Here is a 25,253-nt window from a genome sequence, read left to right on the forward strand (position 1 = left end):
ATGTCTGAGTCTGAACTCCCACCCCTGACCCCGGAAACCTTTTGGGCCATTTTGCGGGAAGAAGTTAGTGATCAAACCGTGAATCAATTGCTGGCTTACTACCTCGGTTATCGCTACGATCCGGTAGAGCAAGCCTGGGATACCCGCTTAGTAGAGGAATCCTGGCGCAGTGAGTATCCAGAACCACCGGATTTTATTGCGAATCGTCCCCCGGTAGTGAAATTAACGCGCTCGATTCCTACGGCGAATAAACAATTACTCAAGGAAAAACTGGGTTTTCCGGGTTACAAAATTGGTGAATTTACGCCACGCCACACTCGACGCGCTACGGCCGTCAACTGGTTGCTGAGCTACCTGGTAGAGCATGGTGAAGCCTAATTTGATTATCGGCTACGGTAATACTCTACGACGGGATGATGGGGTGGGTTACGCTCTAGCTGAAGAGATTGTCGAGAAAGCCTGGCCCGAGGTGCAGGCCCTGGCTGTTCATCAACTCACCCCGGAATTAGCGGCGATGATGGCCGAAGTGGAGCAGGTGATTTTTATCGATGCCCAGGGCCATTGGCAAGCGGGAGATCCCTTAATCACGCTCAGTTCTTTACAAATTTCAGGCCAAGGCCGCAGTCTAGAACACCATTGTAGCCCCGGCTATCTGTTGGCCCTGACCCAGGCCCTCTATGGCCCTAGTCCCCAGGCCTGGCTTTTAGCCATCGCCGCTGAGGATTTTAGCTTTGGTGAAGGTTTATCGGAGGTTACCCAGCAAGCAAAGGGCCTAGCGAAAGAACAGTTGAGGGAACTGCTGGGCCTCCCAGATTGCTGAGGTTCTATCACCTCGAGGTTAGCGGCGATACAATAGAAGTCAGCACCCTCCAAAATAGTACTTTTTGCCTTTTATTCGATTTGCCATGGATCAATGGCAGGATTTTCAATAAAAATCGTTTATAGACTCAATAATTGTGATGGAAACCAAAACGATTACAATCCGCGTTAATGCTGAGGTCGCCCGTATTTTTGAAGCCGCTTCGGAAGAACAGCGTCATAAACTGGAAGCACTACTCAGTCTCAAACTAGGGGATGCAACTCAACGAAAAAGACCGTTAGAGACAGTGATGAGTGATATTAGTCGGAATGCTCAAGCACGAGGACTAACCCCAGAAATTTTGAACTCGATTTTGAATGAGGCGTGAAGTGCGCTACGTTTTTGATACCAATGTGATTATCAGTGCACTTCTATTTGAGAAAAGCAAACCGGCTCAAGCCCTCCGATACGCCTTGGTCAAAGGAGAAGTATTGCTGTCACTTGACCTTTTGGAAGAGTTGAACGAAGTGCTTGGGCGCGAAAGATTTAATCGGTATTTAACCAGTGAAGAACGAGAGGAATTTTTAGAAGCTTTAGTAGAACGAGCAGTGCTGGTTGAAATAACCGAGAATGTGAAGGCCTGTCGTGATCCCAAGGATGACAAGGTGTTGGAGTTGGCCTTGAATGGAAATGCGCAATATATCATTAGTGGCGACCGGGATTTACTGGTTCTGAATTCATTCCGAAATACATTAGTGATTACTGTAGATGAGTTTTTAAAGATCATTTAGCTCAGGTAGTGGCGACGGTACAATCAGTCGTTTGAGCCGAAGATCTATTAGTCATCTATAAGGATAAAATATTTGGGATTAGTTAATTGTACTCCAATAAACTCCAGAACTTTTCACTACCGGGAAACTGAGCCACGACTACAACGGGGTTATTGCCAATAAAAACAGGCCCGCTAAAGACATCACCACTGCGACCAAGTTCGACCCATTTCTTTGATTGGCTATCAATCACCAGTACTTTTTGGGCCTGGGGGACGCGCAATTGGAACTGAGCCGCCTGATTGGCTGGCAGGGAGGTGGCTAGGGGCATTTGTAGATAAACTTGTTTGTCCGAAAAGGTGCCATAGGTCTTAGGAAAGGGCTGGCCTGCTGCCAGGGCCTGAATTTCGACCGCTATGGCCTGGGCATAGATCGTCTCTTGACTATTTTTGCTGAGGATGAGGAGTTGATAATTACCGGGATTGGGAAAAGCGACTTGCACCGTGGCCTGATTGCCAATACGCTGTACTAATGTCTGGTTAGTGGCCAACTCCTGGCCCTGGTCGGTTTGGAGACGAGCTACCACTTGAATGTCGTCGGGAACTCCTAGGGAGAGGGCCAGATTGCCATTGGCCTGCAATTTGCCTTGATTCGGTTGGGCCAGGGTCAGCCGGTCTCGATAGAAACGAGGACTCAACACAGGTAATTGGTCAAATTCGGTCCGAGTCATGAGGGGCTGGAACAGTTGCCACTGGGTTTCTGCGGGAAAGTGGGTATTAATCAGCCGAGTAGGAGGCGTCGCAAAGTAGAAGGGACTAAACTGGGCCTGAAATTCCTGATTATTGACGTTACCGGCCCCCCAAGTTGTATCGATCAGATACCAGGCTCCTTCAATGTCAACCGCGTTCCAGGCATGATTCAGTTGGCTATCATCCCCTACAATGCCGCCAACGCCCTTAGCGTAACCCTCTATAATTACAGCCTGGAGGCCCATTTCCTTGGCCAGGGCCTGATAAAGATTCGCATACCCCCCACAAATGGTTTTGCGTCGCTGAAGAACCCCCTCGGGACTGAGGTCATCTCGATTGAGGGTGACATCGTAGCCAATGTGTTGGGTAATCCAGCTATAGGCCAGGCGGGCTTTTTCCGCATCAGTCCGGGCCTGGGGTGACAAGAGAGCAGCCAGTTCTGAGACGGACGTTCCTGAGTAGGTTAGGTTCTGAGCAAACTGGTCTAATTGTTCCGCATTACTCAGATTAAGGCTCTGGGGATTACCGGGAATGGGTTTCTTAACCCGCTGGGTCAAGACTTGGGCTTTGGGCTGGAGTTGTTCCAGGCCGGGAATCGTTAGTGGCCCTCCTCCGCCCTGAGTTTGACAGGCCAATCCTGTGGTGCTGATCAAGCAGACAAGGGCCAGGAGATAGCGAGAGGAAGAGCGAAAGTAAGGGGAGTTAACCATGGAAGAAGCCTAGGAAAGGAGCAGACGTCTCTAAAATAGCCAGATCGAACCAGGACTGAGGCCGAAATTGGCTAGCATTCCCAATCCCCCTATCCTTCTCGAATGAAGTCAACCCTCCTCCTCCCAGCCCGGCCGTCAGACCGTCTGCATTGTGAGGGGGCCTAGGGGAAAACCAAGAGATTCCCTTTGTTGCAGATAAAGATGGGCAACTTCCCGGGCCATATTCCGAATGCGGCCAATGTAACGAGTCCGTTCCGTAACCGCAATCACTCCCCGTGCATCGAGCAGATTGAAGGAATGGGAGCACTTCAGCACGTATTCCAGGCTGGGCAGAACCAGGCTACGTTCGATCAGTTGTTGGGCCTCTTGTTCATAGAGGTTGAATAAATTCAGGAGTAATTCTGGGTTAGAGGCCTCAAAGTTGTAGGTACATTGTTCAATTTCCCCCTGGAGAAAAATATCACCGTAGGCAATTTGTTCATTCCAGCGGATTTTGTTGATAGCTTCTACGTTTTGCAGGTACATGGCCAACCGTTCCAAGCCATAGGTAATTTCAATCGAAACCGGGCGACAATCGATGCCGCCACACTGCTGAAAATAGGTAAATTGGGTAATTTCCATGCCATCCAGCCAAACTTCCCAGCCGACGCCCCAGGCCCCCAGGGTCGGCGATTCCCAGTTATCCTCCACAAAGCGAATATCGTGGTCTTCGGGATGAATACCCAGCACTCGCAAGGAATCTAGGTAAACCTCTTGGATATTATCGGGGGACGGCTTAATTAAAACTTGGTATTGGTAATAGTGCTGGACGCGGTTGGGATTTTCGCCATAGCGGCCATCGGTGGGACGACGACAGGGTTCCACGTAGGCCACCGACCATGGCTCTGGCCCAATGGCCCGCAGGAAGGTATGGGGACTCATGGTTCCGGCCCCTTTTTCCGTATCAAAGGGTTGGGCAATTAGACAGCCCTGCTCCGCCCAAAATTGGTGCAATTGACTGATAACGGCCTGGAAAGTCAAGGTCATGGCGCTCGATGTCTGCGTAAATACCGGCTTCCATTCTCCCATACTTGCGTGGAACTGCTCGGCGGTCGGCGGCAGAATTGAAGGCTCAATATAGCTAAAGCCCAACGACACAATAAACCCCACCCTTCCTACCCTTCACAAGGGGAGGTGCCGGAAGCGGAGGGGTAAAACTTTAAACGGCGGACTCCAGACCCGATTTCTCGGTAATCTTAGAAGGGCATTTGCCAATAGTTAAGAGGGCCAGTTGACCAGATGACCAGTCTAATTGCCATTGAACAGGTCTCAAAATGGTACGGTAATTTCCAGGTGCTCCAGAACTGTACCACTCACATCGAAGAAGGGGAAGTGGTGGTCATTTGTGGCCCTTCTGGTTCTGGTAAATCCACGCTGATTAAATGTATTAATGGCCTAGAGACCTTTCAGCAGGGCAGTATTCGCGTCGATCAATACGCTGTCGGTCAGGCCCAAAAACACTTACCGAAACTGCGGGCGAAGGTGGGTATGGTTTTCCAGCATTTTGAATTATTTCCCCATCTCTCGGTACTCGAAAATTTAACCCTCGGCCCGACCAAGGTGCTGAAGCGGCCCCTCGCCAATGTCACTACCCAGGCCCAGCAATTATTAGAGCGGGTTGGTCTAGCCTCTCAGGCCAACAAATATCCGGCCCAACTCTCCGGGGGCCAAAAGCAACGGGTGGCCATTGTCCGGGCCTTGGCCATGAATCCCCTGGTCATGCTCTTTGATGAACCCACCTCGGCCCTGGATCCAGAGATGGTAAGTGAGGTATTGGATGTGATTGTCGAACTGGCCCAGGAGGGGATGACGATGGTCGTTGTTACCCACGAAATGGGCTTTGCTAAACAGGTGGCCCATCGGGTTATTTTTATGGATCAGGGCCAGATCCTGGAAGACCGGCCCAAAGTAGATTTTTTTGCGGCGCCCCATTCGCCCCGAGCCCAACAGTTTCTTTCTAAAATCCTACGGGCCTAGAAGGGGTCTAGGGGGAGTTCCTCCACCTGAGTAAACTGAGCCGGTGGCCGAAACTGAAAGGCATCGCGGGGAATCACCGGATTGACCTGTTGGCGATGGATGGTTTCTTCGATATTGATGGCCATGCCCTCTTCCTGGCCTAGAATTTGCAGTTTAGCCAGGGTTTGGCTTTGCTCATCAATCCAGAGCACTAACGTCAGGTTTTCCTGGGGCAGTTGATATTGGTAGAGGCTATAGGTAAGACCCTGTTGAGATACCTGGGATTGGGATAGGGTCAGGCCCTCTTGAACGTAATTTACGGTGAAAAAATCAATCACCGATGAGAGCCAGTCTTGGGGATTGGTTCCCCTATCGGTGATATTGGAATCGGCCATTTCCAATAAAAAAGAGGTGCCCAAGCCAATCAGAAAGCTATCATCCGAATCTTGAAATTGCTGAAAGCTGAGAATGGCATACTCTTTTTTGGCTAAATCCAGCACCCAGACCTGTTGGCCGTTGGAGATAATTTCGTAGTTTTTATTGCCCAGTTCTAGCCGGGAATGGAAATTGCGCGGGAGAACCGTTAAGGTTTCAGTCTGACTTTGTAGATTGACATTGACCTGAGCTGTTGTTGCTGTAATTGAAATCGTAGATTCGGTGCGAAAAGCGGTGGTCTGAAAAAATTTGGCCAGGGCCGTTCTGAGCAGGGCCTGGTTAAAACTAGCGGTTCGGGTGTTGAGCGTTGTAGCCGATAGATAAGATGAAACTGGTTCGGCCATCCCAGGACTTGGCCCCAGCAGTAGGATGACCAGCAGGCCCCACCGCCCAATCATTGGTAGAAAAGTTGCAAGTTCCATGGCCCAAATCCCGGAAAATAAGACTAGTGTCCTTTGTCCTTTTATCTTACTAAGCAATGTCTGCCCAAGATTCTGCCCCCAAGGCCCGTATTGTCTATCAGGAATTTGGCACCGCTTCCTCCGATTCCCCTCAAGAAGACGCCTCGGCACTACCGCCCCAGCAACAGAATATTCGGGTTCAGGCTTCGAGAGCTGGACGCAAGGGTAAAACGGTGACCATTCTGACTGGTTTTCAGACTTCTCCGGCGGTGCTCCAACAATTACTGAAACAACTTAAAAATCAGTGCGGCAGCGGCGGAACCCTCAAGGATAATAGTATTGAAATTCAGGGGGATCACCGCCCAAAAATTTTGCAAGTCCTGCTGGGTCTCGGTTACAAGGCCAAAATCAGCGGTGGTTAAAGACTAGGCAGGGGAGGAAACTGGCCCGATGCTACCCATCAATAGTCCAGGCCCTTGTTACAGTAAAAACTTAAGAGAAACCATCAAGCTGATCAACCCATGATAGCTGTCATGAAAATAATGCCTGCTTGGCCCCTACTGGTAACAACATTGTTCGGCCTCGTGCTTCTATCTCCCTACGCCTTGGCAGTTCCGATCAAAGGTGATAATTCCTTTGAAGATTACCGTCGAGAATGTCTACAGCGAGTAAAACAGCAGAAATTAAGTGATGACATCGGCCAGGAAGTTTGTGGTTGTACGATTAGTCAATTCCAGAAACAATATTCCCTGGCAGATTTTAAGAAAATCGTTCAAAAATCTAAAACAGATAAATCCTCGGCCCGCAAGCTAGCGGAAGTCGGCGAGGCCTGTTTTGAAAAAGTCTTGTACGAATAGCGGCTAGTGGCCAATCGATTATTTGTTTACGTGTTAAGCTAGGATGCAATCTATTGGGCACTGATCTCAAAAAGAAAGATCGCCATTGGAGTCCTTGACTAAGATCAGGTTTTTAATTAAAGAAAAGTCGGGGGCTTTGATCCTTTCTCAGCAAGCATTTCAGCGCTACATGCATCATTAAAAGACTAGCGTCCTTGTGTTTTTCAGTGAGGAGATCCCCCTTTGGAAAGCTGAATTTTTTTATCTATTTTATTCAAGTAGTGACTTCCCCAGTGCATAACTTCAAATAAATTGGGTTGACTGTCAATCGTCTTATAAACCTTGAATGTTTTCATGATTCCCAAGGTTGCAGCACTTTCTAGAGGACCAACAAATCTCGTATCTCGATCAAGGAAGTAGTCCTTTGATGACCAGTATTCTAACTGAGTTTTATTTAAAAAGAAACATCCTGAATGAGGATTTAGCGGGCGGACAAAGGTCACAGGGATAGTCAATAAATCTCCTTCTAAATACCGATCATCTTCAATATTTTGAAAATTCTGGGTTGCAGAAATAGATAGATCTCCATCGATATATGTCTTTAATGGAATGCGTTCACGGGAAATTTCATAACGATTTGGTTGCAGAAGGCATTCATCTCCAGCCCCAAAATTAAACCAATTAAGTTTATTAAAAAACAAAGGGTCTTGAATGATAATATCATCTTCCAAGTAACAATAATAATCGTATTGTCCAATATTTTTATACAATAACTCATGGCATTCAAACCCTAAAAGTAAGGGTTCAGCATTAGTCAAATGATGATGAAATAAATTTTCTGGGATTGTCATTTCGTTTAAGAGATGACAATCACCTGATGTACATACTACTATATCGATAGAATACTCTTTATTTTGGTTTACTAGGGAGACAGTCCCATTTCCCCAATTGATAACAGTCTGAGCTGAGCCGAAATTGTAATGTAGGTATAGTATACAATTGAGAATCGCATCTAATTTTGCTTTTTTGTCGCCGCGAAGTGATGCGTATAAAGCGTTTTCTTTTTCATATTTATAATAGTGTGCAATGACAAATAGAATTTTCATAAAGTCTATCAGGCGACAAGAGATTTAACCGTGAGGGACAGGCTGATCGTTAAACCAGTCCGAATCCCTCAAAACAGCAGATGGCCGAAGTAGACGGCTTTCCAGCAATCATGCTAGGCCCGGACTTTACTTCACTTCTAAAAGTTCAACGTCAAAAATCAAGGTGGCATTGGGAGGAATAACCCCACCGGCCCCACGGCTACCGTAGCCCAGATCTGGGGGAATAATCAGTTGGCGTTTTCCACCGACTTTCATGGAACCAACCCCTTCATCCCAACCTTTGATCACCTGGCCCACGCCAATTTTGAAGGAAAAGGGCTTACCCCGCTCTACGGAGCTATCAAAAACCTGGCCATTGGTGAGAGTGCCAGTATAGTGAACGACTACAGTTTGGCCCTGGCTTGGACTCGGCCCATCACCTTCGACTTTGTCAATGTATTGCAAACCAGAGGCAGTGGTAACGGTATTGGGGTTCATGGGTAATAAATCCTGGGAATTGGTAGATACGGCGGGGGCATTGGCCTGGGAAGCACTGGCATTAGCGGCAGCTAGGGCTTCGCCTCGTTCATTACTTCCTTGAAAAACGCTAGAAAAAATTAGGAGTAGACCAAAAAAGAGAACAACACTGAGGCTGATAAGGACATCTTTCATAACAATTGAAAAAGTAGGCAAAGAACGGATCTTTTAACGCCAGCGCTGATTTTCCAGATCGCGGAGTTGCCGCTCGAGGCGGTCAATCCGGCCCCGTAGCTCGTCCACTTCCGACTGACGAGGAACACCCAAATCTTGGAGGATATTCCGCAGTTGGCGTTCAAAATTGCTTTCGAGCTGACTTTGCTCTGTTTTAATTTGGTTTAGCAGGTCATCAACAAAAGCCGTCGCTTGGTCGGGGTTGATCTTACCATCTTTAACCCATTGGTCGCTGACTTCCCCAAGCTTTTCGGCCATCAGCGAAGTCGTGCCAATGCCAACCATCAGCAGTTGTTTAAGCCAATCATTGCTATCCATGGTGTTATCCCCTAGATTGTTTTAACACTCGTTATGACCAGCGTAGCTCAAAGAGCCATTCCACAAGCCAAAAGACTATTACCATGCTAAATCAACTCCAAGGACTTAATGTTTTTCTGATCGGGATGATGGGAAGCGGCAAAACCACGGTGGGCCAGGCCCTGGCAGCGGTCTTAGGTTATCGTTTTTTTGATGCCGATGTGTTGTTGGAGCGCGTTGCCCAACGCTCTATCAGTGAAATTTTTGCCACCGAGGGGGAAGCGGCCTTTCGGGATTGGGAAAGCCAGATTCTTGGAGAATTGTCAGCCTGTACTCGCAGTGTCATTGCTACCGGCGGGGGGGTCGTGTTGCGGCCGGCCAATTGGGGCTTGCTACGCCATGGGGTGATTGTTTGGTTAGAGGCTCCCCTCGGCCTACTAGTGGAACGGCTCCAGGCGGATCAAACCCGTCCTCTACTCCAAGCCACTGAGTTGTCTGGGCGTTTGAGCCAGCTACTACAGGAACGTCAGCATCTCTACGCCGAGGCCGACCTCCGTATTCCGATTTCCGCAGAGGAGAGTCCCCAGGCCATTGCCCTGAAGATTGTGGATCAATTGCCTACCGTTTTGAAAAATCCTGGCCCGTTGACCCCAGCCGACAATGGCCATTCAGCCCCTTAGGCCCTGTCGATACCACTGAGCCAAACGAGTCGGATCGATGCCCGCATGGTAACCCAGAATCATGACCTGATTGATCAGAGTGGTTCGCAGTAAGCCAAGTTTTTGCCAACGACGGCCAGAGGTGAGAATGGCCCTTTGGGCCAGGCCAATTCGGCCCCGGGCCTTGGCCCGTTGCACCCATTCGTAGTCCTCCATAATCGGCAGGGCCGCAAAGCCTCCCAAGGCCCGAAAGGTGCGGGCCCGGACAAAAAGGCCCTGGTCGCCGTAGGGTAGGTTCCAGGCCTGGGAACGCCAGTTGACCAACTGCTCCAGGCAACGATAGGTCAACCCTGGCAAATCCACTCGGAAACGAAAGGCCCCAGCAATCACTCCTGGTCGACCTAGGGTTTCTACGATCTGGTCTTGAAAATCGATGGGTAGGACAGTATCTAAGTGCAAAAAGAGCAGGATCTCGGCCTGGGCCAGACTGGCCCCGTAGTTGAGTTGATGGCCACGGCCGGGCTGGGGAGACGGGACAACGTTTATGGGAAAGGCCTGGGCAAGCGCAAGGGTTTGATCCTGACTGCCCCCATCCACCAAGATAACTTCCCGGTCGTCACGGAAGGGGAAACGGGCCAGGAAGTGATGGAGGATGGCCGCTTCATTCAAAACAGGAATAATAATACTAATTTTGAAATACGCCAAGGCCAGTTAACCCAATTCAAGTTATAAATTATAGGTCTGATACCAAGTCTCTGAAGCCTGACTACACAACTGACCCCACTGTCCCCTTGCCAAGGGGAGGTGCCGCAGGCGGAGGGGTAAAAATCTGTAGCTCTCTTTTGGAGGATTGGTATGAGGCATTCTTGTCTTGCCTAAATGGAAGGTTGAGAGTCTGACGCCAACTTAAGCCTCCGTCAGGGCCCGCCAGAGGACTTGCAATTTTAGCTCAATTTCGGCCATTTCTCGGTCTGGGTCTGACCCGGCGACAATGCCAGCCCCAGCAAACAAACGGGCCTGATATTTCCCCAGTAGAGCAGAACGAATCCCCACAATAAATTCACTATTGCCATCACTGTCAATCCAACCCAGGGGAGCGGCGTAGAGGGAACGGTCAAAATTTTCGTGGTGACGAATGGCCGCACAGGCTTGGGCTGAGGGAACCCCGGCAACGGCAGGGGTGGGATGGAGCTTGGCCAACAGGTCAAGGGGATGGAGATGGGCCGGCCAGGGGGCCTGAATCGGTGTCCAGAGATGTTGAATATTAGATAGCTTGAGCAGTTGTAGCGGCGCACAGCAGGGGGATAAACCGGCTTCTGTCAGTCGCTGGAGGATAAATTCCAGTACCGCTTGATGCTCCCGACGTTCCTTCGGGTTATGTAGAAGATGCTGGGTTAAGGATTCCTCCTCTGCGGGGGTTCGGCCTCTGGCAGCGGAACCCGCCAGGGCATCGGTGACCAGTTGGTGTTGACGAATGCTGAACAAACGTTCTGGACTGGCTCCGACGAAGGATTGGCCTTGGCCATTACCGAGGGAAAAGAGATGACAATCCCCGTAATTTTTTCGTAGATTTTGCAGACAGCGACTCACCTGAAACGGTTGCTCTGTCTCTACATCAAGGGCCTGGGCTAGAACGACTTTGTGCAGTTGTTGACGCCGAATATCCTGCAGGACAGCCTCCATAGCGGAGCGCAGATGTTGGGGCGAATTGACCGATGTTGCCTGTAGGCTAGGGGCCAGGGGCCGGGGAGGCATAAAGGGGGTAACGTGGCGGCTCCAATTTTTTAATTGTTTTAATTGCTGAACAACCTGCTTAATAATAAATTTCAAATTAGTATTTTTATGAACGATGATATTGCACAATAAAACACAGCTATCAATTCGGCGGACAATCTGCCATTGGGGTAAAACCACTAAGCCAACAGGAAAGGGAGAGGGCTCTGGAACCGTTGCCAAAAAACTAAAGCCACAAAAAACCAAGGGCGCAAAGTTATCACTAACAGGGCTGGGTATCCTAACAATATTATGGAAACAGGCCTGACTAAACTGACGAGCTATTTCAAAGCGATTGGCTTCTGTAATACTTAAAAAATCTGCGACTCCGTAGGCAAAAATAATTTCCTGACGATGGGGATTCTCACTATAAAAATGAATCCTTTCTTGGGCATTGGCTAGAGCCAATATTTGCAGTGGATCAAGAAGAGAAATCTCCTGAGAGAAGCTTAAGATTTTTGTTTGATCCGCCGTTAATTTTGCTTGGACAGATAACAAAAACCGATATAGCTGTTGCTCATCACTAAGCAAGCTACGGTAGGGGGGAAGAACTGGAACGGCAACCGACATCGTAAAGTTTTTTAAAGTTATTTATACGTTTATTAAGAGAGCCGTGACAGGGGTGAGCAGGATCTAGGATACTGTCCAAACGGGAGGTCAGGGCCAGTCCCCGTAGGGGCAAAATTGAGCGCATGACTCCACTTTTTCCTTATCCTAATCGAAGAATGGTGTTCTCGTCTCACTATCCTTGGGGGTCATGGGTAAAGGAAAAATCGAGTTCCGAGTCTACCGTTGCCGTTGCATGTGACGTAAATCAATGACAACAATTCAGTCTTTAAATTCTAGTTCCTCTAAGCTATGGCTAGCGGCAATCAAGCCTCCAATGTACAGTGTGGCCATTGTTCCGATCTGTGTTGGAACGGCTGTTGCCTATGCCCAGACGCAACAGTTTAAAGGGAATATTTTTGCGCTTTTTCTCACGGCGGCCATTGCCATTATTGCCTGGCTAAATCTCAGTAATGATGTCTTTGATGCCGATACGGGAATTGATGTTAATAAGCCCCATTCTGTGGTCAATTTGACCGGCAATAAAACCCTAATTTTTTGGTTGAGTAATGGTTTTCTGGCTCTGGGACTGGGGGGCATTGTCTTGATCAGTTGGTTACAGCAGGATAGTACAGTACTCGGCGTCATTTTTCTGACTTGCTGTCTAGGCTACAGTTATCAAGGGCCCCCCTTTCGCTTGGGGTATCAGGGCCTGGGAGAACCGATTTGCTTTGTCACCTTTGGCCCCCTAGCCCTGGCCGCAGTGGTCTATTCCCAAAGTCAGGCCCTGGCCCTGCCAGCTTTAGTTGTCCCAGCAATTTTTGTTGGCCTTAGCACTAGCATTATCCTGTTTTGTTCCCATTTCCATCAAGTCACCGATGATTTAGCCGCGGGGAAACGTTCCCCCATTGTGCGTCTCGGAACCCAACGAGGAGCCCAGGTGTTAGTCCTGGTGATTGCCATTCTTTACCTGTTGCCCATCGGCGGCCCGCTCCTGGGTCTGGCCCCCTGGCCAACATTATTGGTCTATCTCAGTTTGCCCTGGGGTTGGCAATTGGCCCGCCACGTCGGCCGTTACCATGGCCAACCCGCCCAGGTCAGCAACAGTAAATTTATTGCGGTCAATCTTCATTTTCTGAGTGGAATGCTCTTAGCCGGTGGCTATTGGCTCGCAGGACGGGGATTTTGAGCAGAGGTATGGGAAGATTGCCCTAGGTTCCCAGAGTGGCCCTTATCTCTCTCTGGGGGTTCTCCAGGCCCTTAGGGCTAGTCGGTAATGCTAGCGAGGAAATGTATTAATTCACATTCACCCTCTGCGGGGGCCCGCCGACGATTTCCATTGTTTCCCCGACTCCTGGTTGAGTCCCACTACGCCATGACCTTTCCCGATAATATTCCCCTCCTCCAGGCCTTTTGGCAGGATGCCTTTAACCTCAAGCAGCATCTCCAGGATTTTTTAGGGCTAGATCCTGCGGCCCTAGAGCAACGCCTCCAGCAAAGCAAGCAAGAGCTGGCAGCCATGGGCCATCGAGATTTTGATTGGAACGCCACTGACCAGTTCTATAGCCATCAGGTAGGGGACATTTACCTCTTTGAATTGGGGGCCTGGCACCTGGCCAGTCAAGACCACATTGGCGATACTCTGCGTCTGATCCATGACCATCTCCAGGGCCGCGTTTTAGATTTTGGCGGTGGGATTGGCACCCACACGATTGCCGCTGGTCTGTGTCCAGGTGTTACGGAGGTAGTTTATTGTGACATCAACCCCGTCCACCAACGGTTTGTGCAATACCGAGTCGAGCAGTTGGGATTAGCCGATAAGATCCACTGTTGCCTGGGAGAGGTGGAAGGAGAATTCGATGCGATTATTTGCTTTGATGTCCTCGAACATTTGGCCGACCCCACCCAGCAATTGATGCAGTTCCACAAACAACTCTCTCCCCAGGGACGCATCATTTTGAACTGGTACTTTTTTAAGGGTTTTACCCAGGAGTTTCCTTTTCACCTCGATGATCCCAAACTGGTAGAACAATTTTTCTTGGCCCTGCAGACCCATTTTCTAGAAATTTTTCACCCCTACTTCACCACAGCCCGCTGTTATCGTAAACGACTATATCCCTAAGGTTGGGGTTGATACTGGGTCAGGGCCTGGCCCTGGGCATGATAGAGCACCAGGGGTCGATGGGCCTGGTTACTTATACTCTGCAAGATCTTTTCCAGATAGGCAATATGGTTCAAGATCTGGGCTTGGTCTTGGGGATTATTTTCCACCTTAGCCCGCAGGGCCGCATCCCAGAGACGCTGGAGATAGACTGCCGTTAACTGGACTTGGATCTGCTGATCTTTGAGCTGGTACTGGCAATATTGGGTTTTCGGGTTGCAGAGTTGTTCGAGGTTTTGTTTGGCCTGCTGGGCCTGGAGGGCGTTGTGTAGCTGTAACTGGGCCTGGCGTAACAGGGGAATATAAGCCGCTAAAAGAGCCTGGCGCTGACTGGCCCAGAAGCTCTGGTCGGGAATTTGCTGAAGGGCCTGGAGGGCCGCCTGCCAATGGTTAACCGCCTGGATCCATTGTTGCGCCGACGCCTTTTGCTGGGCCACTTGGGCATGGCTTTGGGCTGTTTGGTAATGGCGCTGAGCCTGAGTATCCCGTTGGCGCTGTTGTTGGAGGGTTTGTAATTCTTGGCGATAGGCCTGGAGGCGAGCCGGGGTGGCACCAGTGCCCTTAGGGCCAACAGCAATTTGCTCCGGCGAGGTTAAGGTTGGGCCGACATTGCTGCTGAAGGGTGGAGATACCGGGTCAGGGGGTAGGGTAGCCGGTTGAGGAGAGCTAGCTGGCGGACAGGATTGTAATAAACAGGCCCTATTCAATTTTCCCGTTTGGCTCAAGGCCAGTAGCCCGAGCAGTAGGCTCAAACTCAGGCCCCCAACTCCCCAACGCAGGACAGGGTTCTGGAAGGACAACCCCTTCAACCGTTCTGGTCGCAAAGCCAGGACGGAAGGCGGATGCGGAGAGCGGTCTGGGGTAGATGGTAGCGGCGTAGGGGGATCAAGACGGGCCATGGGCGGAAAGAAGCCGGCGACTCCCGACAAAGCAAGTTTTGTTTGAATTTATCATTTCTACTCACTCTTTGAGATAACAATTGCGCCGGACAAGTTTCTAAACCGGATTGAAATCGAGATTACAGGGCATCGGCTACAATTGCTGGGATGGTGATTTGTCCGAAATCCCGTTTGCCTTTATCCCGTCAAGCCGATGGATTTATTAGAGTACCAAGCGAAAGAATTATTTAAACAGGTCGGGATTCCCATTCTACCGTCCCAGACGATTCACCATATCAGTGACCTTAAACGTCTTCAAATTCCCTATCCCTTGGTGCTCAAGTCCCAGGTCAGAGCCGGGGGCCGGGGTAAGGCTGGGGGAGTACGCTTTGTGGAAAATACCATCGATGCCATTGCGGCGGCCGCTGCGATTTTTCACCTGGCCATTGCGGAGGAATATCCAGAGGTCATTTTGGCCGAGGCCCGCTACGATAGCCAGCAGGAATTTTTTCTGGCGATTGTTTTAGACTATCAGCGCCAATGCCCGGTGTTGCTGGGGTCTAGCCAGGGAGGGATTGATGTCGAGACACTCCTCCAGCATATGCAGAGCATTAATTTAACGGAACCCTTTTCCCCCTTCCATGCCCGACGCCTAGCGATTCAAATGGGCCTTAAGGGGGCTCTCGTCCCGGCCGTGAGTGGCATTATCGAGAAAATGTACGTCCTGTTTCAGCGCTACGACCTTGATTTAATTGAAATCAATCCCCTGGGTGTTCGTCAGGGAGAGGTCATGGCCCTGGATGGTAAGATTGCCGCTAACGACCAGGCCATGGCCCGTCACCCCGATCTTTGCTCTCTGGTGGAAACCCAGCCAAGGGAGCCCCGCCTGCTCTGGTTGAAGGGTGACCTCCAGCAGGGCCAGGTTGGTCTTATTTGCAACAGTTATGGCCTGGCAGTCAGTAGCTGGGACTTGCTCCAAGAAGAAGATTTAGGAGTTTTGGGGGCCTATTTACTGGATGAAACCCGAGAGGCTTATCCCTTAGCTACTCAACTCCAGCAGGCCCTGGCCGGCCTAGGTCAGTATTCCCAACTGCAACTGATTTTGATCAATCTGATCACCCAGACGGCAACCTATCAAGACATTGCTGAGGCCTTAGTCTCATTGCTTCCCGATGTTACTACCGTAGCCAGTGATGACCGCCTGATTCGAGCCACGGGAACCAAGAGTTCTTCCGGGAATAAGGGGGCATCTCCTACACTCCCTTGGCAAGCCTGTCCCCTGATTATTCGCTTCAGTCAAGGCGATCTCAGTGCCTACCAAACCCCATTTCCGCAGACCGCCGTGTACTGGTTCCACGACCTGGGGGCGGCCATCGCCAAGGCCCAAACCCTTCTTGCTTCTTCTTCCGCCGAATCCTTTATTGAGTAGTTCCCATGAAATGGCAAGCCGATAGCAAAGTCCTGATCCAGGGCGTCCATCATCCCCAGGGGGCCGTTTATGTCCAGCAGATGCAGGCCTGTGGCACTCATCTCATTGCTGGGGTGAGTGCGGGTCATGGGGGGGAAACCTTGGTGGATATTCCTATTTTTGACCTGGTGGAAGAGGCCATTAAGGCCGTGGGCCCTATGGATTTGTCCTTAATCTTGAATCCCCCCTACCGGGTTCTGGATGCAGCCCTCGAAGCCATTGCGGCGGGTATTCGCCAACTGGTTATCGTTTCAGGAGGAGTACCGCCCCTGGACATGGTTCAGCTCCTTCGTCGGGCCCAAGCCACCCAAACCTTTATTCTTGGTTCGGGGAGTCAAGGCATCATGGTGCCGGGGGAGTTTGCGGTAGGCACCTTTGATCCCCATTGTTATACCCCTGGCCCCGTGGGTATTATCAGTCGCTGTGACCGGCTAACAGACGATATTGCGGGACAATTAACCCAGGCCGGCCTGGGACAATCTTTAGTCGTCAGCCTGGGAACGGATGGTCTGACGGGTTCCGACTTTGAACAATGGCTCCAGGTGCTAGAGGAAGACGAGAAAACCCAGGCCATTGTCCTGCTCGGCCAACCGAATAGCCACGAAGAAACCGAGGCCGCCAACTACATCGCCTCCACCATCGAAAAGCCCGTTGTTGCCTACCTGGCCGGGCGCTATGCCAAGCTCGACAAACATTTTGGCAATTCCCTAACGATTATTGCCAATCAACTCTCCCACCATTTACCCACAGGGCCAAGCGTAGCCCAAACCATTGCAGCGTTTGAGACCGCAACGATTACCGTGGCCCAACATCCCTGGGATATTGCCGGCCACCTAGAAACCCTATTAACTCAGCCCGACTTGGCTTAGGCGATGGCTCACACAGTTTACATCCGTAAGTTCTCCAGTATTGGGGGATTTAGGGGGCTTGAAGAAGGGACTTTTTTTCTTGGAAAACGCCTTAGAGTTTGGACTTGATAAACGTTACCAACTGACCCAGTTGCTTTTTGAGTGTTTCGATTTCGCCCGACATCTGGGCTACCTGGCGCTTTAAGGCCGCTAATTCTGCTGCCATGGCACTGCCATCCCCGGGCGAAGTCGTTTGATAGCCGGGTTCGGTGCTCATCACTCCCGCCGGTTTGGGGTGTTTCTTGGCCTTGAGCATGGCCTCTTTGATAGCCGCGACTAAGTCTTTTTGCTCAAAGGGCTTCTCGACGAAGGCAAAATACTCAAAGGGTTCGGAGAGTTTTTCCAGCACCTCTTCCTTGCGTCCAGACATCAAAACCAAGGGAATACACTTCAGGTCGTACTCTTTTTGCACTTCCTGATACACTTCCCAGCCACTCATTTTTGGTAACAGAAAATCCAGCATGATCAAATTGGGGCGTTCGTTGCGAATCATGTTGAAACCTTCTAGGCCATCCCGTGCTTCCAACACTTCAAAATTTCCCTGGGGAAGCATGTCTCGCACCCGCATCCGAATTACTTTGCTGTCGTCAATGACTAAAATTTTGTGAGCTGACACGATGCATTCTCCTTACCAATCTCAGAGATGTCCAGTAGCCAAGGGCTTGGAGTTGATTTTAGCGAACAACGCTTCCGCCAGATTGACCACTCTCCATTTTTCCTGAAAATCGCAACAAAGGATCGCTGGAATTCAGCCTTTTTCTAGTCGTCGAGGACTTCTACCGTCGGTTCTACTTGTTTTTGCGGTAGGGTTAGGGGCGCTTTTTCCAGTTCCGGTAGGGCAATCAGCTCCCGTTGTTTATCGGTCACTGCATTGGGCAAGAGCATTGGTAGGGGTTCATTTTCGTCTAACCAGTAGCGGGCGACAGGGAGTGTATGTTCTAAATCTTCTAACAGACGAGGAATAATCATCACCGCATGGAGTTCGCCAATCCGTTCCGCTTCCTGCATCCCCACTTCAATGGCCACGGCCACATTGGCCACGGTGCCACGGATAATCGCCGTACAGAGGCCATCACCAATAATTTCGTAGGAGGCCAATTGCACGTCAGCGGACTTCAGCATGGCATCGGCGGCCCCGACCATGGCCGGAAAGCCCCGAGTTTCCAACAGACCAATGGAACGATTACTTAGACGGCTGTAGCCCCGTTGTTGTTGGGCAATTTCCACCAAATGACTGCCGATAGGAAACACCGCTTCCAGGTTAGGCATGGGCCGGGGAATGACCAGTTTGGAGAGCAATTGGCCACACTGTTCCGCCATACGGGCTCCTTCTTCCACTGCGAGACGCACATCGGCCACCTTACCCCGCACTACAGCCGTGCAATGGCCACTGCCAATTTTTTCGTAGCCCACCAGTGTCACCTGGGCCGATTTGAGCATCATGTCCGCTGTCCCGACAATGGCCGGAAAACTGCGAGTGGAGACCAGGCCCAGGGCACTGTCGCTGAAGGAATGGATCGATGGCTGGGAGCGGTTTTGGGGAGAAGCAGGACGGGACAGGTGGGATCTGGGCATGGATGGGTTCCTAACGGCGGCATCGAGGGAGCAGGCAGGGATTTTTCCTCGATTCTGTAGATAGTTTCTAGTCTATCTTAGGGGCCTGGGTAGCCGAGGCTAAATGGTCTTGGCCAGAGCCGTAGTGCCAAGCCGCTAGCCACTGTTCCACTTGGTAGGGATGGCCCCACTGAGCCAGGGGAAGGTGGGAGCCCCAGCCGGCCAGGGCCGTGTAAAGGCCAAGATAACCATAATGCTTTAACCAATCCGCCAGGGCTGGTAAACCAATTTGGGGTAGGAGCGGCAGAACTAAACGCGGATCAACACGGGGCAGGGTCTGGGCCAGGCCAGAAAATTGCACCACATCCTGGAGAAAGGGCCGGAGTACCGGTTCCCCTAGACGATCCATGGCCTGGAAGACCCCACTCATCAGGTCATTAATCTGATTCGGCCGGGCCGATTGCTGAAGACCGACACTCATGGTTTTTTGAAACAGCCAGGTGACGGCTAAATTGGGCTGATAGGGTTGGAGCAGAGCCAGATCCTCCGTCTTGAGGCAATCTTCCTTGAGGGCCTGGTCAATCCCCTGAACCAGGCGGGGTAAATGGCGAACCATGGCCCCAAAACCACCAAAGCTTACCGGTGATTGGGCCCCCGCGCTATCCCCAACAGCAAGCATCCGGGGCCAGGGCATTTGTAGGGGGCTATGGCGATAGGCCGGGAAAAAGCCGAAGAGTAACCGTTGGAAAGTCAACTGGGCCAGGTCACAGTTTTGGTACTGGGGCAGGAGGCGCAGGTATTCCTCCAGCAAAAAGGTCAAGCTAAACCGCTCGGGTTCGGCATCTAGGTAGGTAAAGAGATAGGTCGTGCGGCCATCCCTAGCAGGAAATGCTTCCCAGAAGTATTGGCACTGGTGCAAAATCGGCGTAAAGGAAGCAATGATGTCCCCGGTATCGTTGCGGTCATAGCCCTGGGCACAGGTTCCCACCACAAGACAAATCGCATCAGGCCGGGTTCCTTGACGGAGCTGTTGCACAATCGGAGAAAAATGGCCCATGGCATCCACCAGGAGGCGCGTCGTACAGTGACCCTTCCCCGTCAGGCCTTGGTAATGAAGGGTAACGCCATTTTCTTGAATGAGGGCCTGCTCAAAGGCACAATATTCCAGCAGTTGGCCCCCAGCCTGGAGAAACTTTTGCTTCATTTGCTCCAGCAGATAGACCGGATCAACCCCCACATTCAGTACATCCCGCACCCAGAGTTCGTAGCCTTGGTGAAAGCTCAAGCGGCCAGGATTATATTCCGAGGCAATGGCCGTTTCCAGTTCCGTCTCCGTGAGCAATTCCAACTCTAATAGGGCCCGTAATTCCTGGCGAGAAATATTCCACTCCTGGGCCCGGCCTCTTAATGGCCCTCGTTCCAATACCAGTACGCGCCAGCCCCGCTGTTGTAGGGCCGTGGCCAGTAGAATGCCGAGGGTTCCCCCCATCACCGCCAGATCAAAATCCGGGGTCATGGACTCTGCAAGGCCAGGTTGAACCACCGTCACCGGGGCTAGTTGTCCATGCCGTAGGGCCCACCAGCGCTGATCCGTGGCTTGAAGGGCGGCTAAGGGTTGACCGGGCAGGTCGGCAAAATAGGTTTCCAAAAGGGTCATGGGTCAAGGGCCTGGGGAACTGGCGATTCCGCGCGTTTGGTTTTAGACTAAATGGATTCATTGTGGCGGTTTATCCTGTGCCATGGCAACGCAAGTGATTGAAATCCTCTCGGCGGACGAAATTCGACGTACCTTGACCCGTCTGGCTTCCCAGTTGATCGAAAAAAATAGCAACTTGGCCGAGGTGGTTTTGCTGGGAATTTATACACGCGGCGTGCCCTTGGCGGAGTTGATTGCCCAACAGATCGAGGCCCTGGAAAATGTCACGGTTCCCGTCGGGGCCATTGATGTCACTTTCTACCGCGATGATTTGGATCGCATTAAAACCCGTACTCCAGCTAAGACCAAAATCCCCTTTGACCTGAATGGAAAACGAGTGATCTTAGTGGATGATGTCATTTATAAAGGCCGAACCATTCGTGCCGCCCTCAACGCCGTCACCGAGTACGGCCGGCCCCAGGTGATTCGGTTGTTAACCCTGGTGGATCGGGGCCATCGAGAATTGCCGATTCATCCGGATTTTATCGGCAAAAAATTACCCACGGCTTCGGAGGAGCAGGTCAAGGTTTATCTCAGCAGTATTGATGGCCGCGATGCGGTGGAACTAATCAAAGGCTCGTAAGTCAGCGAAGAACTCAGCCGTCTTGGCTAGGCCCAAAACCCCTTAGGAGGCCCGAGCGGTCTTGGCTTTATCCGGTTGATCCGGTTTGGGCCGAGGAAATTTCGAGGCGGACGGGAAATATTCTACAGGAAGTTTATTGATGGCCCCGCTCATAAAAGAGCGCCATACCGGGGCCGCATACTGACCACCGGTAATACCTGTGCCGAGGGAACGGTTGGCATCATCCCCAATCCAGACGGCAGTGGCCAACTGAGGCACATAGCCCACAAACCAGACATTGCGTTCGTTATCGGTGGTACCGGTTTTCCCGGCAGTCGGACGCCCCAAGGCTGCGGCTCGTCCCGTACCACTACTAACCACAGAACTCAGCACGGATGAAGTACTGGCGGCCGCCCAGGGATCCAACACTAATTTAGGTTTGGGGGTATTATCCAGTAGTACATTACCCTGGTTATCCGTAATTCGTAAAATAATCGTCGGCTCCGAATACCAACCATTGCTGGCTAGGGTGGCGTAGGCCGTGGCCATATCGAGGGGCGTGACATCCACAGAACCTAAGGGTAGGGACGGTACCGCCTGTAGAGGACTCTTAATGCCCATCCGACGGGCAACCTCAATCACTTTATTAATGCCGACTTTACTCCCTAACCATACTGCTGGAATATTCTGGGAAGAGGCGACTGCACTACGAATGGACATGGCACCAGAATAGCCTCCGCCATAGTTTTTAGGAGAGTAGAAAATGCTCCCGTCTCGAATCCGAATAGGCGTATCCACTACCACAGAATCTGGTGTGTATTTACCGCTGGCAAAGGCCGTGTAATAGACAAAGGGTTTAAAAGATGAGCCAGGTTGACGACGGGATTGGAAGACGCGATTCAATTGGCTTTTTTTATAATCAACGCCGCCCACAATGGCCTTAATGAAATGGGTTTCCGGTTCGATCGCAACAAGGGCCAATTGTAGGTCTTTAGCACGATACAAGCTGTAGCGGAGACGATTATAGGCCGCCTTTACCGTATTCTCTGCTAGCTTTTGGGTGTCGCTGTCCACCGTGGTTTGGATGCGTAATCCGCCTTTGGCCAAGGCCTCTTCGCCAAAGCGGTCTTTGAGTTCTTGGATGACGGTATCTGTAACGTAGGGCAACTTACTTGAGGTCCAAGCCGTAGGCTTAGCCAGGGTTAAAGGGGCTGTTTTTGCCTGGGCGGCCTCCTGGGCAGAAATCCAACCGAGGTCAGCCATCCGGTCGAGGACGACTGCTTGACGGGCCTTAGCAGTTTGATAATGGTTAAAGGGGCTATAGCTTTCCGGGGCCTGGATCATGCCAGCCAAGAGGGCCGATTCCGCCAGGTTCAGCTGAGCCGCAGACTTACCAAAGTAACTTTCGGCGGCGGTTTGTACACCGTAATTATTGTGGCCCCAATAGATATAGTTGAGGTACATATCTAAGATCTGGTCTTTGGTAAAGACCTGCTCAATCCGCATGGCTAATACCGCCTCGGCCAGTTTCCGCGTCACGATGCGTTTATGGGAGAGGTAAATATTTTTCACCAACTGCATACTGAGGGTTGAGGCCCCTTCCGAAACACCGCCTTGTTTCAGATTAGCCAAGACGGCCCGACCGATACTTGTCGGGTTAATCCCCTGGTGCGTAAAGAAATTACTATCCTCAATGGCTAGAACGGCCCGCTTGAGATTGGGAGAAATTTGGTCTAGGGCAACCATCTTGCGGTTGGCTTCTCCGTGGAGGCTGAGGAGCTCTTTCCCTTTAGCATCGTAGATATAGCTAGTTTGGGCGGGAATGTAGGATTTGAGGCCCCGGACATCTGGAAGATTACGGAAACTTACCGCCAGGCCAAAGAGGGCCCCCGCTGTGATGGCGCTCGATAACAAGCCGAGACTCAGCAAGGTTGCACTGGTGGTTTGCACAACTCCCCGTAAAAAGCTGGGGTGTGGAGTGGTCGGTGTGCCAGCCAGGGAGGAAGAAACGGTGCTAGAAGATGACACGGTGATAAAATGCCCTCAAAGCAGAAGTTTTAAAATAAAGACTCAGAATTAAGTTTTGTAAAAATCTAGGAACAAATCGGGTTTTAAATTTCCTCTAGTGTAGCTTACAGGACTTTGGACAAAAAACCATAGACTTGTCGCCTGCCCTTGATCCCAGTGGCGGTGATGCCGTTGTTAGGGCCCCCTAGCGTGCAGACAAGCTGGGGCGAGAGATCCCTCGCTGGGTCAGGGCCACCCAGACCGCCGCACTGACAAAGGCCCCACTGCTTAACCCGATGCCCACAACCGGCAGTAGGGCTTCTAGCTGACGAGCATTGGCCCCAAACAGACTTGCCGCCAGAGCGGCTCCCCCAAAATAGATACCCGTTCCCAGTCCACCCCGTTCCGCTGGCACCATCGACAGGGCCAAGGGAATGACGCCATTAGACACCAAGCTAAAGGACAGTCCTAAGAGAATCGCCAGGCCAAGGGCCACCATTACAGACGTATTCAGGGCCATGATGCCAATCCAGAGGGCCATGGAAAGTAATCCCAGGACCATCGCCAAGGCATTACCTAACCTTGTGGCTAGGGCTCCACAGGGAATCGCTGTCAGGGCCAGGGCAATAAAAATACTGCCTAAAATCAAAGCCGGTGAGCTATTGGGGATGTTGAGTTTGAGGAGTGGGGGGAGGCCCTGCATCAACAGTCGAAAACCCAGGGTAATACTGAATCCTGTCCCGAAAACAAGAGCCAGTGAGGAATAGCGGAGGGATTGATGGGGTTGTTTCGGTACTTCTGGGTCAGGGTCCGCCGATGGCGGGGCCAGGCATCGGTCGGGATTCATCCGCCCCAGGCAGGCCGCCGCTCCTAACAAGACCAAGGAGCCGGTGGTAAAGGTGATCAGTGGCCCAAGACTGAGTAACCATTGGTTTGCCAACGGCCCCAAGGCCCCGGCCAGGCCGCCCACCAGGGTAAGGATACTAGCGGCTTGGGGCAGTTTACTGGCCAGGGCATAGCGTCCCAGCAGGGAGAGGGCCGGACTGCGAAACAAGGCCATGGCCAAGGCCCAGGCCACCATCAGCGTGGGCAGGAGCCAATGCCAACCCGGATGCTCGAAACCGAAAATAACCACCGTGGGAATCCCGATAAAGGTTAGAGATGCTAGCACCATCCCAGCGGCAATTAAGGGAAAGCGACTACTCATCCAATGCTGTTGCTGATCGGCCAAACTGCCCATCAACGGCTCGATGCCCACTGCCAAAATATTTTCAACCACTAAAATTAGGGTCGCTAGGGCCGGAGGAAAACCAAAATCGACTAATAGGGATTTGAGATACAGGCCATAGATGACCCAGGTCAGGGCAATGGCCCCCTGGACAGCGGCAAGGCCCCAAACCTGCGGCCAAAGAATCGACGGCGGAGTCGGCAAGGGAGGATGGTGATTGGCCATAGTTGGAATTCAGGTAAGCAAAGAATGTAAAAAGAACGCTCCCTGGAGCCGCTTTAAGGGCGAACTAAAGTTCAAAATTAAAGCCCTGCTGTTTCAAGGCCTGATAGCGCTCCGGATCAAAACGGTACAGACGGGCCGCCCGATGAGCCACCCCCTGCTGGGTTTCGGACAAGGGAGTTAACACCTCCATTTTGAGCAATTTATTGCGAAAATTACGTTTATCTAAAGAATGGCCCAGGATCGCTTCATAGAGTCTTTGCAGTTGGGTCAGGGTAAATTTTTCCGGCAAAAGTTCAAAACCAATGGGCTCATAGCGCACTTTGGAACGGAGACGGCTAATGGCCAGGGCCAAAATTTGGTCATGGTCAAAGGCCAAGGGCGGCAGGGCCGTTAGAGAAAACCAAGCGGTGGCCTTCGCATCCGTGCTGGCCTGGAGGGGATGTTCACTTAAATTAATTAGGGCGTAGTAGGCCACGGACACCACCCGCTCCCGGGGGTCACGGTTGACGCTCCCAAAAGTATATAACTGCTCCAAAAAAATATTTTCGACCCCCGTTTCTTCCTGTAACTCTCGGCGGGCCGCTTCTTCCAGAGATTCGTCGAGATGGACAAATCCCCCCGGCAGGGCCCACTGGCCCTGAAACGGCGGCAAGGCCCGTTCGATCAATAGCACCTGCAATTCCGCCGGGTCAGCGAAACCAAAAACAACGCAATCAACGGTCAGGGCCGGACGGGGATAGGTATAGGTAAACGACATGGGCTTTGCGTGGCGGTCTCAATGGTTATCCTTGACATAGTGT

At 51.4% G+C, this 25,253-nt stretch carries 28 protein-coding genes; 13 read left to right on the plus strand and 15 right to left on the minus strand.

What is annotated here, in order from left to right; translation table 11 throughout:
* The 4 genes from ABXS88_RS15580 (at position 1) to ABXS88_RS15595 (ending at position 1,590) form a co-directional block, all read left to right on the plus strand.
* Entirely contained in the window at positions 1-378 is a 378-nt protein-coding gene (locus ABXS88_RS15580) for a DUF1823 family protein (protein ID WP_353672960.1), read from the plus strand.
* Entirely contained in the window at positions 365-820 is a 456-nt protein-coding gene (locus ABXS88_RS15585) for a hydrogenase maturation protease (protein WP_353672961.1), read from the plus strand. The genes ABXS88_RS15580 and ABXS88_RS15585 overlap by 14 nt, the downstream gene beginning before the upstream one ends.
* A 139-nt stretch (positions 821-959) precedes the next feature.
* Positions 960-1,187, plus strand: coding sequence for a hypothetical protein (locus tag ABXS88_RS15590; protein WP_353672962.1), 228 nt, complete (start codon positions 960-962; stop codon positions 1,185-1,187).
* Position 1,188: 1 nt separating this feature from the next.
* Positions 1,189-1,590 (plus strand): putative toxin-antitoxin system toxin component, PIN family, encoded by a 402-nt coding sequence (locus tag ABXS88_RS15595; protein ID WP_353672963.1) that lies wholly within the window; start codon positions 1,189-1,191, stop codon positions 1,588-1,590.
* 82 nt (positions 1,591-1,672) lie between these two features.
* On the opposite strand, the gene ABXS88_RS15600 is transcribed toward ABXS88_RS15595, so the two are convergent.
* Both ABXS88_RS15600 and glyQ read right to left on the minus strand, forming a co-directional pair.
* Entirely contained in the window at positions 1,673-3,028 is a 1,356-nt protein-coding gene (locus ABXS88_RS15600; RefSeq protein ID WP_353672964.1) for a transglutaminase domain-containing protein, read from the minus strand.
* 135 nt (positions 3,029-3,163) lie between these two features.
* The gene (glyQ, locus tag ABXS88_RS15605; RefSeq protein WP_353672965.1) at positions 3,164-4,054 is read right to left on the minus strand and encodes a glycine--tRNA ligase subunit alpha; all 891 of its coding nucleotides are present in this window, start codon (positions 4,052-4,054) and stop codon (positions 3,164-3,166) included.
* A gap of 252 nt (positions 4,055-4,306) precedes the next feature.
* Here glyQ and ABXS88_RS15610 point away from each other — a divergent pair, with 252 nt between their 5' ends.
* Positions 4,307-5,044, plus strand: coding sequence for an amino acid ABC transporter ATP-binding protein (locus ABXS88_RS15610; RefSeq protein WP_353672966.1), 738 nt, complete (start codon positions 4,307-4,309; stop codon positions 5,042-5,044).
* On the opposite strand, the gene ABXS88_RS15615 is transcribed toward ABXS88_RS15610, so the two are convergent.
* Entirely contained in the window at positions 5,041-5,880 is an 840-nt protein-coding gene (locus tag ABXS88_RS15615) for a DUF2092 domain-containing protein (protein WP_353672967.1), read from the minus strand. The two genes, ABXS88_RS15610 and ABXS88_RS15615, sit on opposite strands and share 4 nt — an antisense overlap.
* A gap of 56 nt (positions 5,881-5,936) precedes the next feature.
* Between ABXS88_RS15615 and ABXS88_RS15620 the strand changes: the two genes are divergently transcribed.
* Both ABXS88_RS15620 and ABXS88_RS15625 read left to right on the plus strand, forming a co-directional pair.
* Positions 5,937-6,281 carry a translation initiation factor gene (locus ABXS88_RS15620; protein WP_353672968.1) on the plus strand — a complete coding sequence of 115 codons (345 nt, stop codon included), beginning with the start codon at positions 5,937-5,939 and terminating at the stop codon, positions 6,279-6,281.
* 111 nt (positions 6,282-6,392) lie between these two features.
* Positions 6,393-6,716: a hypothetical protein gene (locus ABXS88_RS15625; RefSeq protein ID WP_353672969.1), complete on the plus strand. Its 324-nt coding sequence runs from the start codon at positions 6,393-6,395 to the stop codon at positions 6,714-6,716.
* Positions 6,717-6,919: 203 nt separating this feature from the next.
* Here ABXS88_RS15625 and ABXS88_RS15630 read toward each other — a convergent pair whose 3' ends face one another.
* The 3 genes from ABXS88_RS15630 to ABXS88_RS15640 all read right to left on the minus strand — a co-directional run bounded on the left by ABXS88_RS15630 (position 6,920) and on the right by ABXS88_RS15640 (position 8,809).
* Complete coding sequence (locus tag ABXS88_RS15630; protein WP_353672970.1) at positions 6,920-7,801, minus strand: hypothetical protein; 882 nt, start codon at positions 7,799-7,801, stop codon at positions 6,920-6,922.
* A 126-nt stretch (positions 7,802-7,927) separates the two neighbouring features.
* On the minus strand, positions 7,928-8,452 hold the full coding sequence (locus ABXS88_RS15635) for an FKBP-type peptidyl-prolyl cis-trans isomerase (RefSeq protein WP_353672971.1): 525 nt from the start codon (positions 8,450-8,452) through the stop codon (positions 7,928-7,930).
* Between the two features lie 33 nt (positions 8,453-8,485).
* The gene (locus tag ABXS88_RS15640) at positions 8,486-8,809 is read right to left on the minus strand and encodes a phasin family protein (protein WP_353672972.1); all 324 of its coding nucleotides are present in this window, start codon (positions 8,807-8,809) and stop codon (positions 8,486-8,488) included.
* An 83-nt stretch (positions 8,810-8,892) separates the two neighbouring features.
* Here ABXS88_RS15640 and ABXS88_RS15645 point away from each other — a divergent pair, with 83 nt between their 5' ends.
* Positions 8,893-9,468, plus strand: coding sequence for a shikimate kinase (locus ABXS88_RS15645; RefSeq protein ID WP_353672973.1), 576 nt, complete (start codon positions 8,893-8,895; stop codon positions 9,466-9,468).
* Here the strand turns inward: ABXS88_RS15645 and ABXS88_RS15650 are convergent.
* Together ABXS88_RS15650 and ABXS88_RS15655 are read right to left on the minus strand one after the other, a co-directional pair.
* Positions 9,457-10,152 (minus strand): TIGR04283 family arsenosugar biosynthesis glycosyltransferase, encoded by a 696-nt coding sequence (locus tag ABXS88_RS15650; RefSeq protein ID WP_353672974.1) that lies wholly within the window; start codon positions 10,150-10,152, stop codon positions 9,457-9,459. The genes ABXS88_RS15645 and ABXS88_RS15650 overlap by 12 nt on opposite strands.
* Positions 10,153-10,353: 201 nt before the next feature.
* Positions 10,354-11,790, minus strand: a complete 1,437-nt coding sequence (locus ABXS88_RS15655) for an isochorismate synthase (RefSeq protein WP_353672975.1) — start codon at positions 11,788-11,790, stop codon at positions 10,354-10,356.
* Between the two features lie 247 nt (positions 11,791-12,037).
* Here ABXS88_RS15655 and menA point away from each other — a divergent pair, with 247 nt between their 5' ends.
* Together menA and ABXS88_RS15665 are read left to right on the plus strand one after the other, a co-directional pair.
* Positions 12,038-12,955, plus strand: a complete 918-nt coding sequence (gene menA, locus ABXS88_RS15660) for a 2-carboxy-1,4-naphthoquinone phytyltransferase (RefSeq protein WP_353672976.1) — start codon at positions 12,038-12,040, stop codon at positions 12,953-12,955.
* Between the two features lie 186 nt (positions 12,956-13,141).
* A complete protein-coding gene (locus ABXS88_RS15665) occupies positions 13,142-13,888 on the plus strand; it encodes a class I SAM-dependent methyltransferase (protein WP_353672977.1) in 747 nt (248 codons plus the stop codon).
* On the opposite strand, the gene ABXS88_RS15670 is transcribed toward ABXS88_RS15665, so the two are convergent.
* A complete protein-coding gene (locus ABXS88_RS15670; RefSeq protein ID WP_353672978.1) occupies positions 13,885-14,826 on the minus strand; it encodes a hypothetical protein in 942 nt (313 codons plus the stop codon). The genes ABXS88_RS15665 and ABXS88_RS15670 overlap by 4 nt on opposite strands.
* 193 nt (positions 14,827-15,019) lie before the next feature.
* Here ABXS88_RS15670 and ABXS88_RS15675 point away from each other — a divergent pair, with 193 nt between their 5' ends.
* On the plus strand, positions 15,020-16,234 hold the full coding sequence (locus ABXS88_RS15675) for an ATP-grasp domain-containing protein (RefSeq protein ID WP_353672979.1): 1,215 nt from the start codon (positions 15,020-15,022) through the stop codon (positions 16,232-16,234).
* Between the two features lie 5 nt (positions 16,235-16,239).
* Positions 16,240-17,142 carry a CoA-binding protein gene (locus tag ABXS88_RS15680; RefSeq protein ID WP_353672980.1) on the plus strand — a complete coding sequence of 301 codons (903 nt, stop codon included), beginning with the start codon at positions 16,240-16,242 and terminating at the stop codon, positions 17,140-17,142.
* A gap of 91 nt (positions 17,143-17,233) precedes the next feature.
* Here the strand turns inward: ABXS88_RS15680 and ABXS88_RS15685 are convergent, their stop codons facing one another.
* The 3 genes from ABXS88_RS15685 to ABXS88_RS15695 form a co-directional block, all read right to left on the minus strand.
* Entirely contained in the window at positions 17,234-17,797 is a 564-nt protein-coding gene (locus ABXS88_RS15685; RefSeq protein ID WP_353672981.1) for a response regulator, read from the minus strand.
* Between the two features lie 143 nt (positions 17,798-17,940).
* The gene (locus ABXS88_RS15690) at positions 17,941-18,756 is read right to left on the minus strand and encodes a carbon dioxide-concentrating mechanism protein (protein ID WP_353672982.1); all 816 of its coding nucleotides are present in this window, start codon (positions 18,754-18,756) and stop codon (positions 17,941-17,943) included.
* Positions 18,757-18,823: 67 nt separating this feature from the next.
* The gene (locus ABXS88_RS15695) at positions 18,824-20,392 is read right to left on the minus strand and encodes an FAD-binding oxidoreductase (RefSeq protein ID WP_353672983.1); all 1,569 of its coding nucleotides are present in this window, start codon (positions 20,390-20,392) and stop codon (positions 18,824-18,826) included.
* Between the two features lie 82 nt (positions 20,393-20,474).
* On the opposite strand from ABXS88_RS15695, the gene pyrR reads away from it, so the two are divergent.
* On the plus strand, positions 20,475-21,014 hold the full coding sequence (gene pyrR / locus ABXS88_RS15700) for a bifunctional pyr operon transcriptional regulator/uracil phosphoribosyltransferase PyrR (protein ID WP_353672984.1): 540 nt from the start codon (positions 20,475-20,477) through the stop codon (positions 21,012-21,014).
* A gap of 42 nt (positions 21,015-21,056) precedes the next feature.
* On the opposite strand, the gene ABXS88_RS15705 is transcribed toward pyrR, so the two are convergent.
* From ABXS88_RS15705 to ABXS88_RS15715, 3 genes are all read right to left on the minus strand, one after another.
* Positions 21,057-23,021, minus strand: a complete 1,965-nt coding sequence (locus ABXS88_RS15705) for a penicillin-binding protein 1A (protein ID WP_353672985.1) — start codon at positions 23,019-23,021, stop codon at positions 21,057-21,059.
* Between the two features lie 184 nt (positions 23,022-23,205).
* Positions 23,206-24,453 (minus strand): MFS transporter, encoded by a 1,248-nt coding sequence (locus tag ABXS88_RS15710; RefSeq protein WP_353672986.1) that lies wholly within the window; start codon positions 24,451-24,453, stop codon positions 23,206-23,208.
* Between the two features lie 64 nt (positions 24,454-24,517).
* A complete protein-coding gene (locus ABXS88_RS15715) occupies positions 24,518-25,210 on the minus strand; it encodes an NUDIX domain-containing protein (protein ID WP_353672987.1) in 693 nt (230 codons plus the stop codon).
* Positions 25,211-25,253: the final 43 nt, after the last annotated feature.

Source organism: Synechocystis sp. LKSZ1 (genome assembly GCF_040436315.1).
Taxonomy (GTDB): domain Bacteria; phylum Cyanobacteriota; class Cyanobacteriia; order Cyanobacteriales; family Microcystaceae; genus Synechocystis.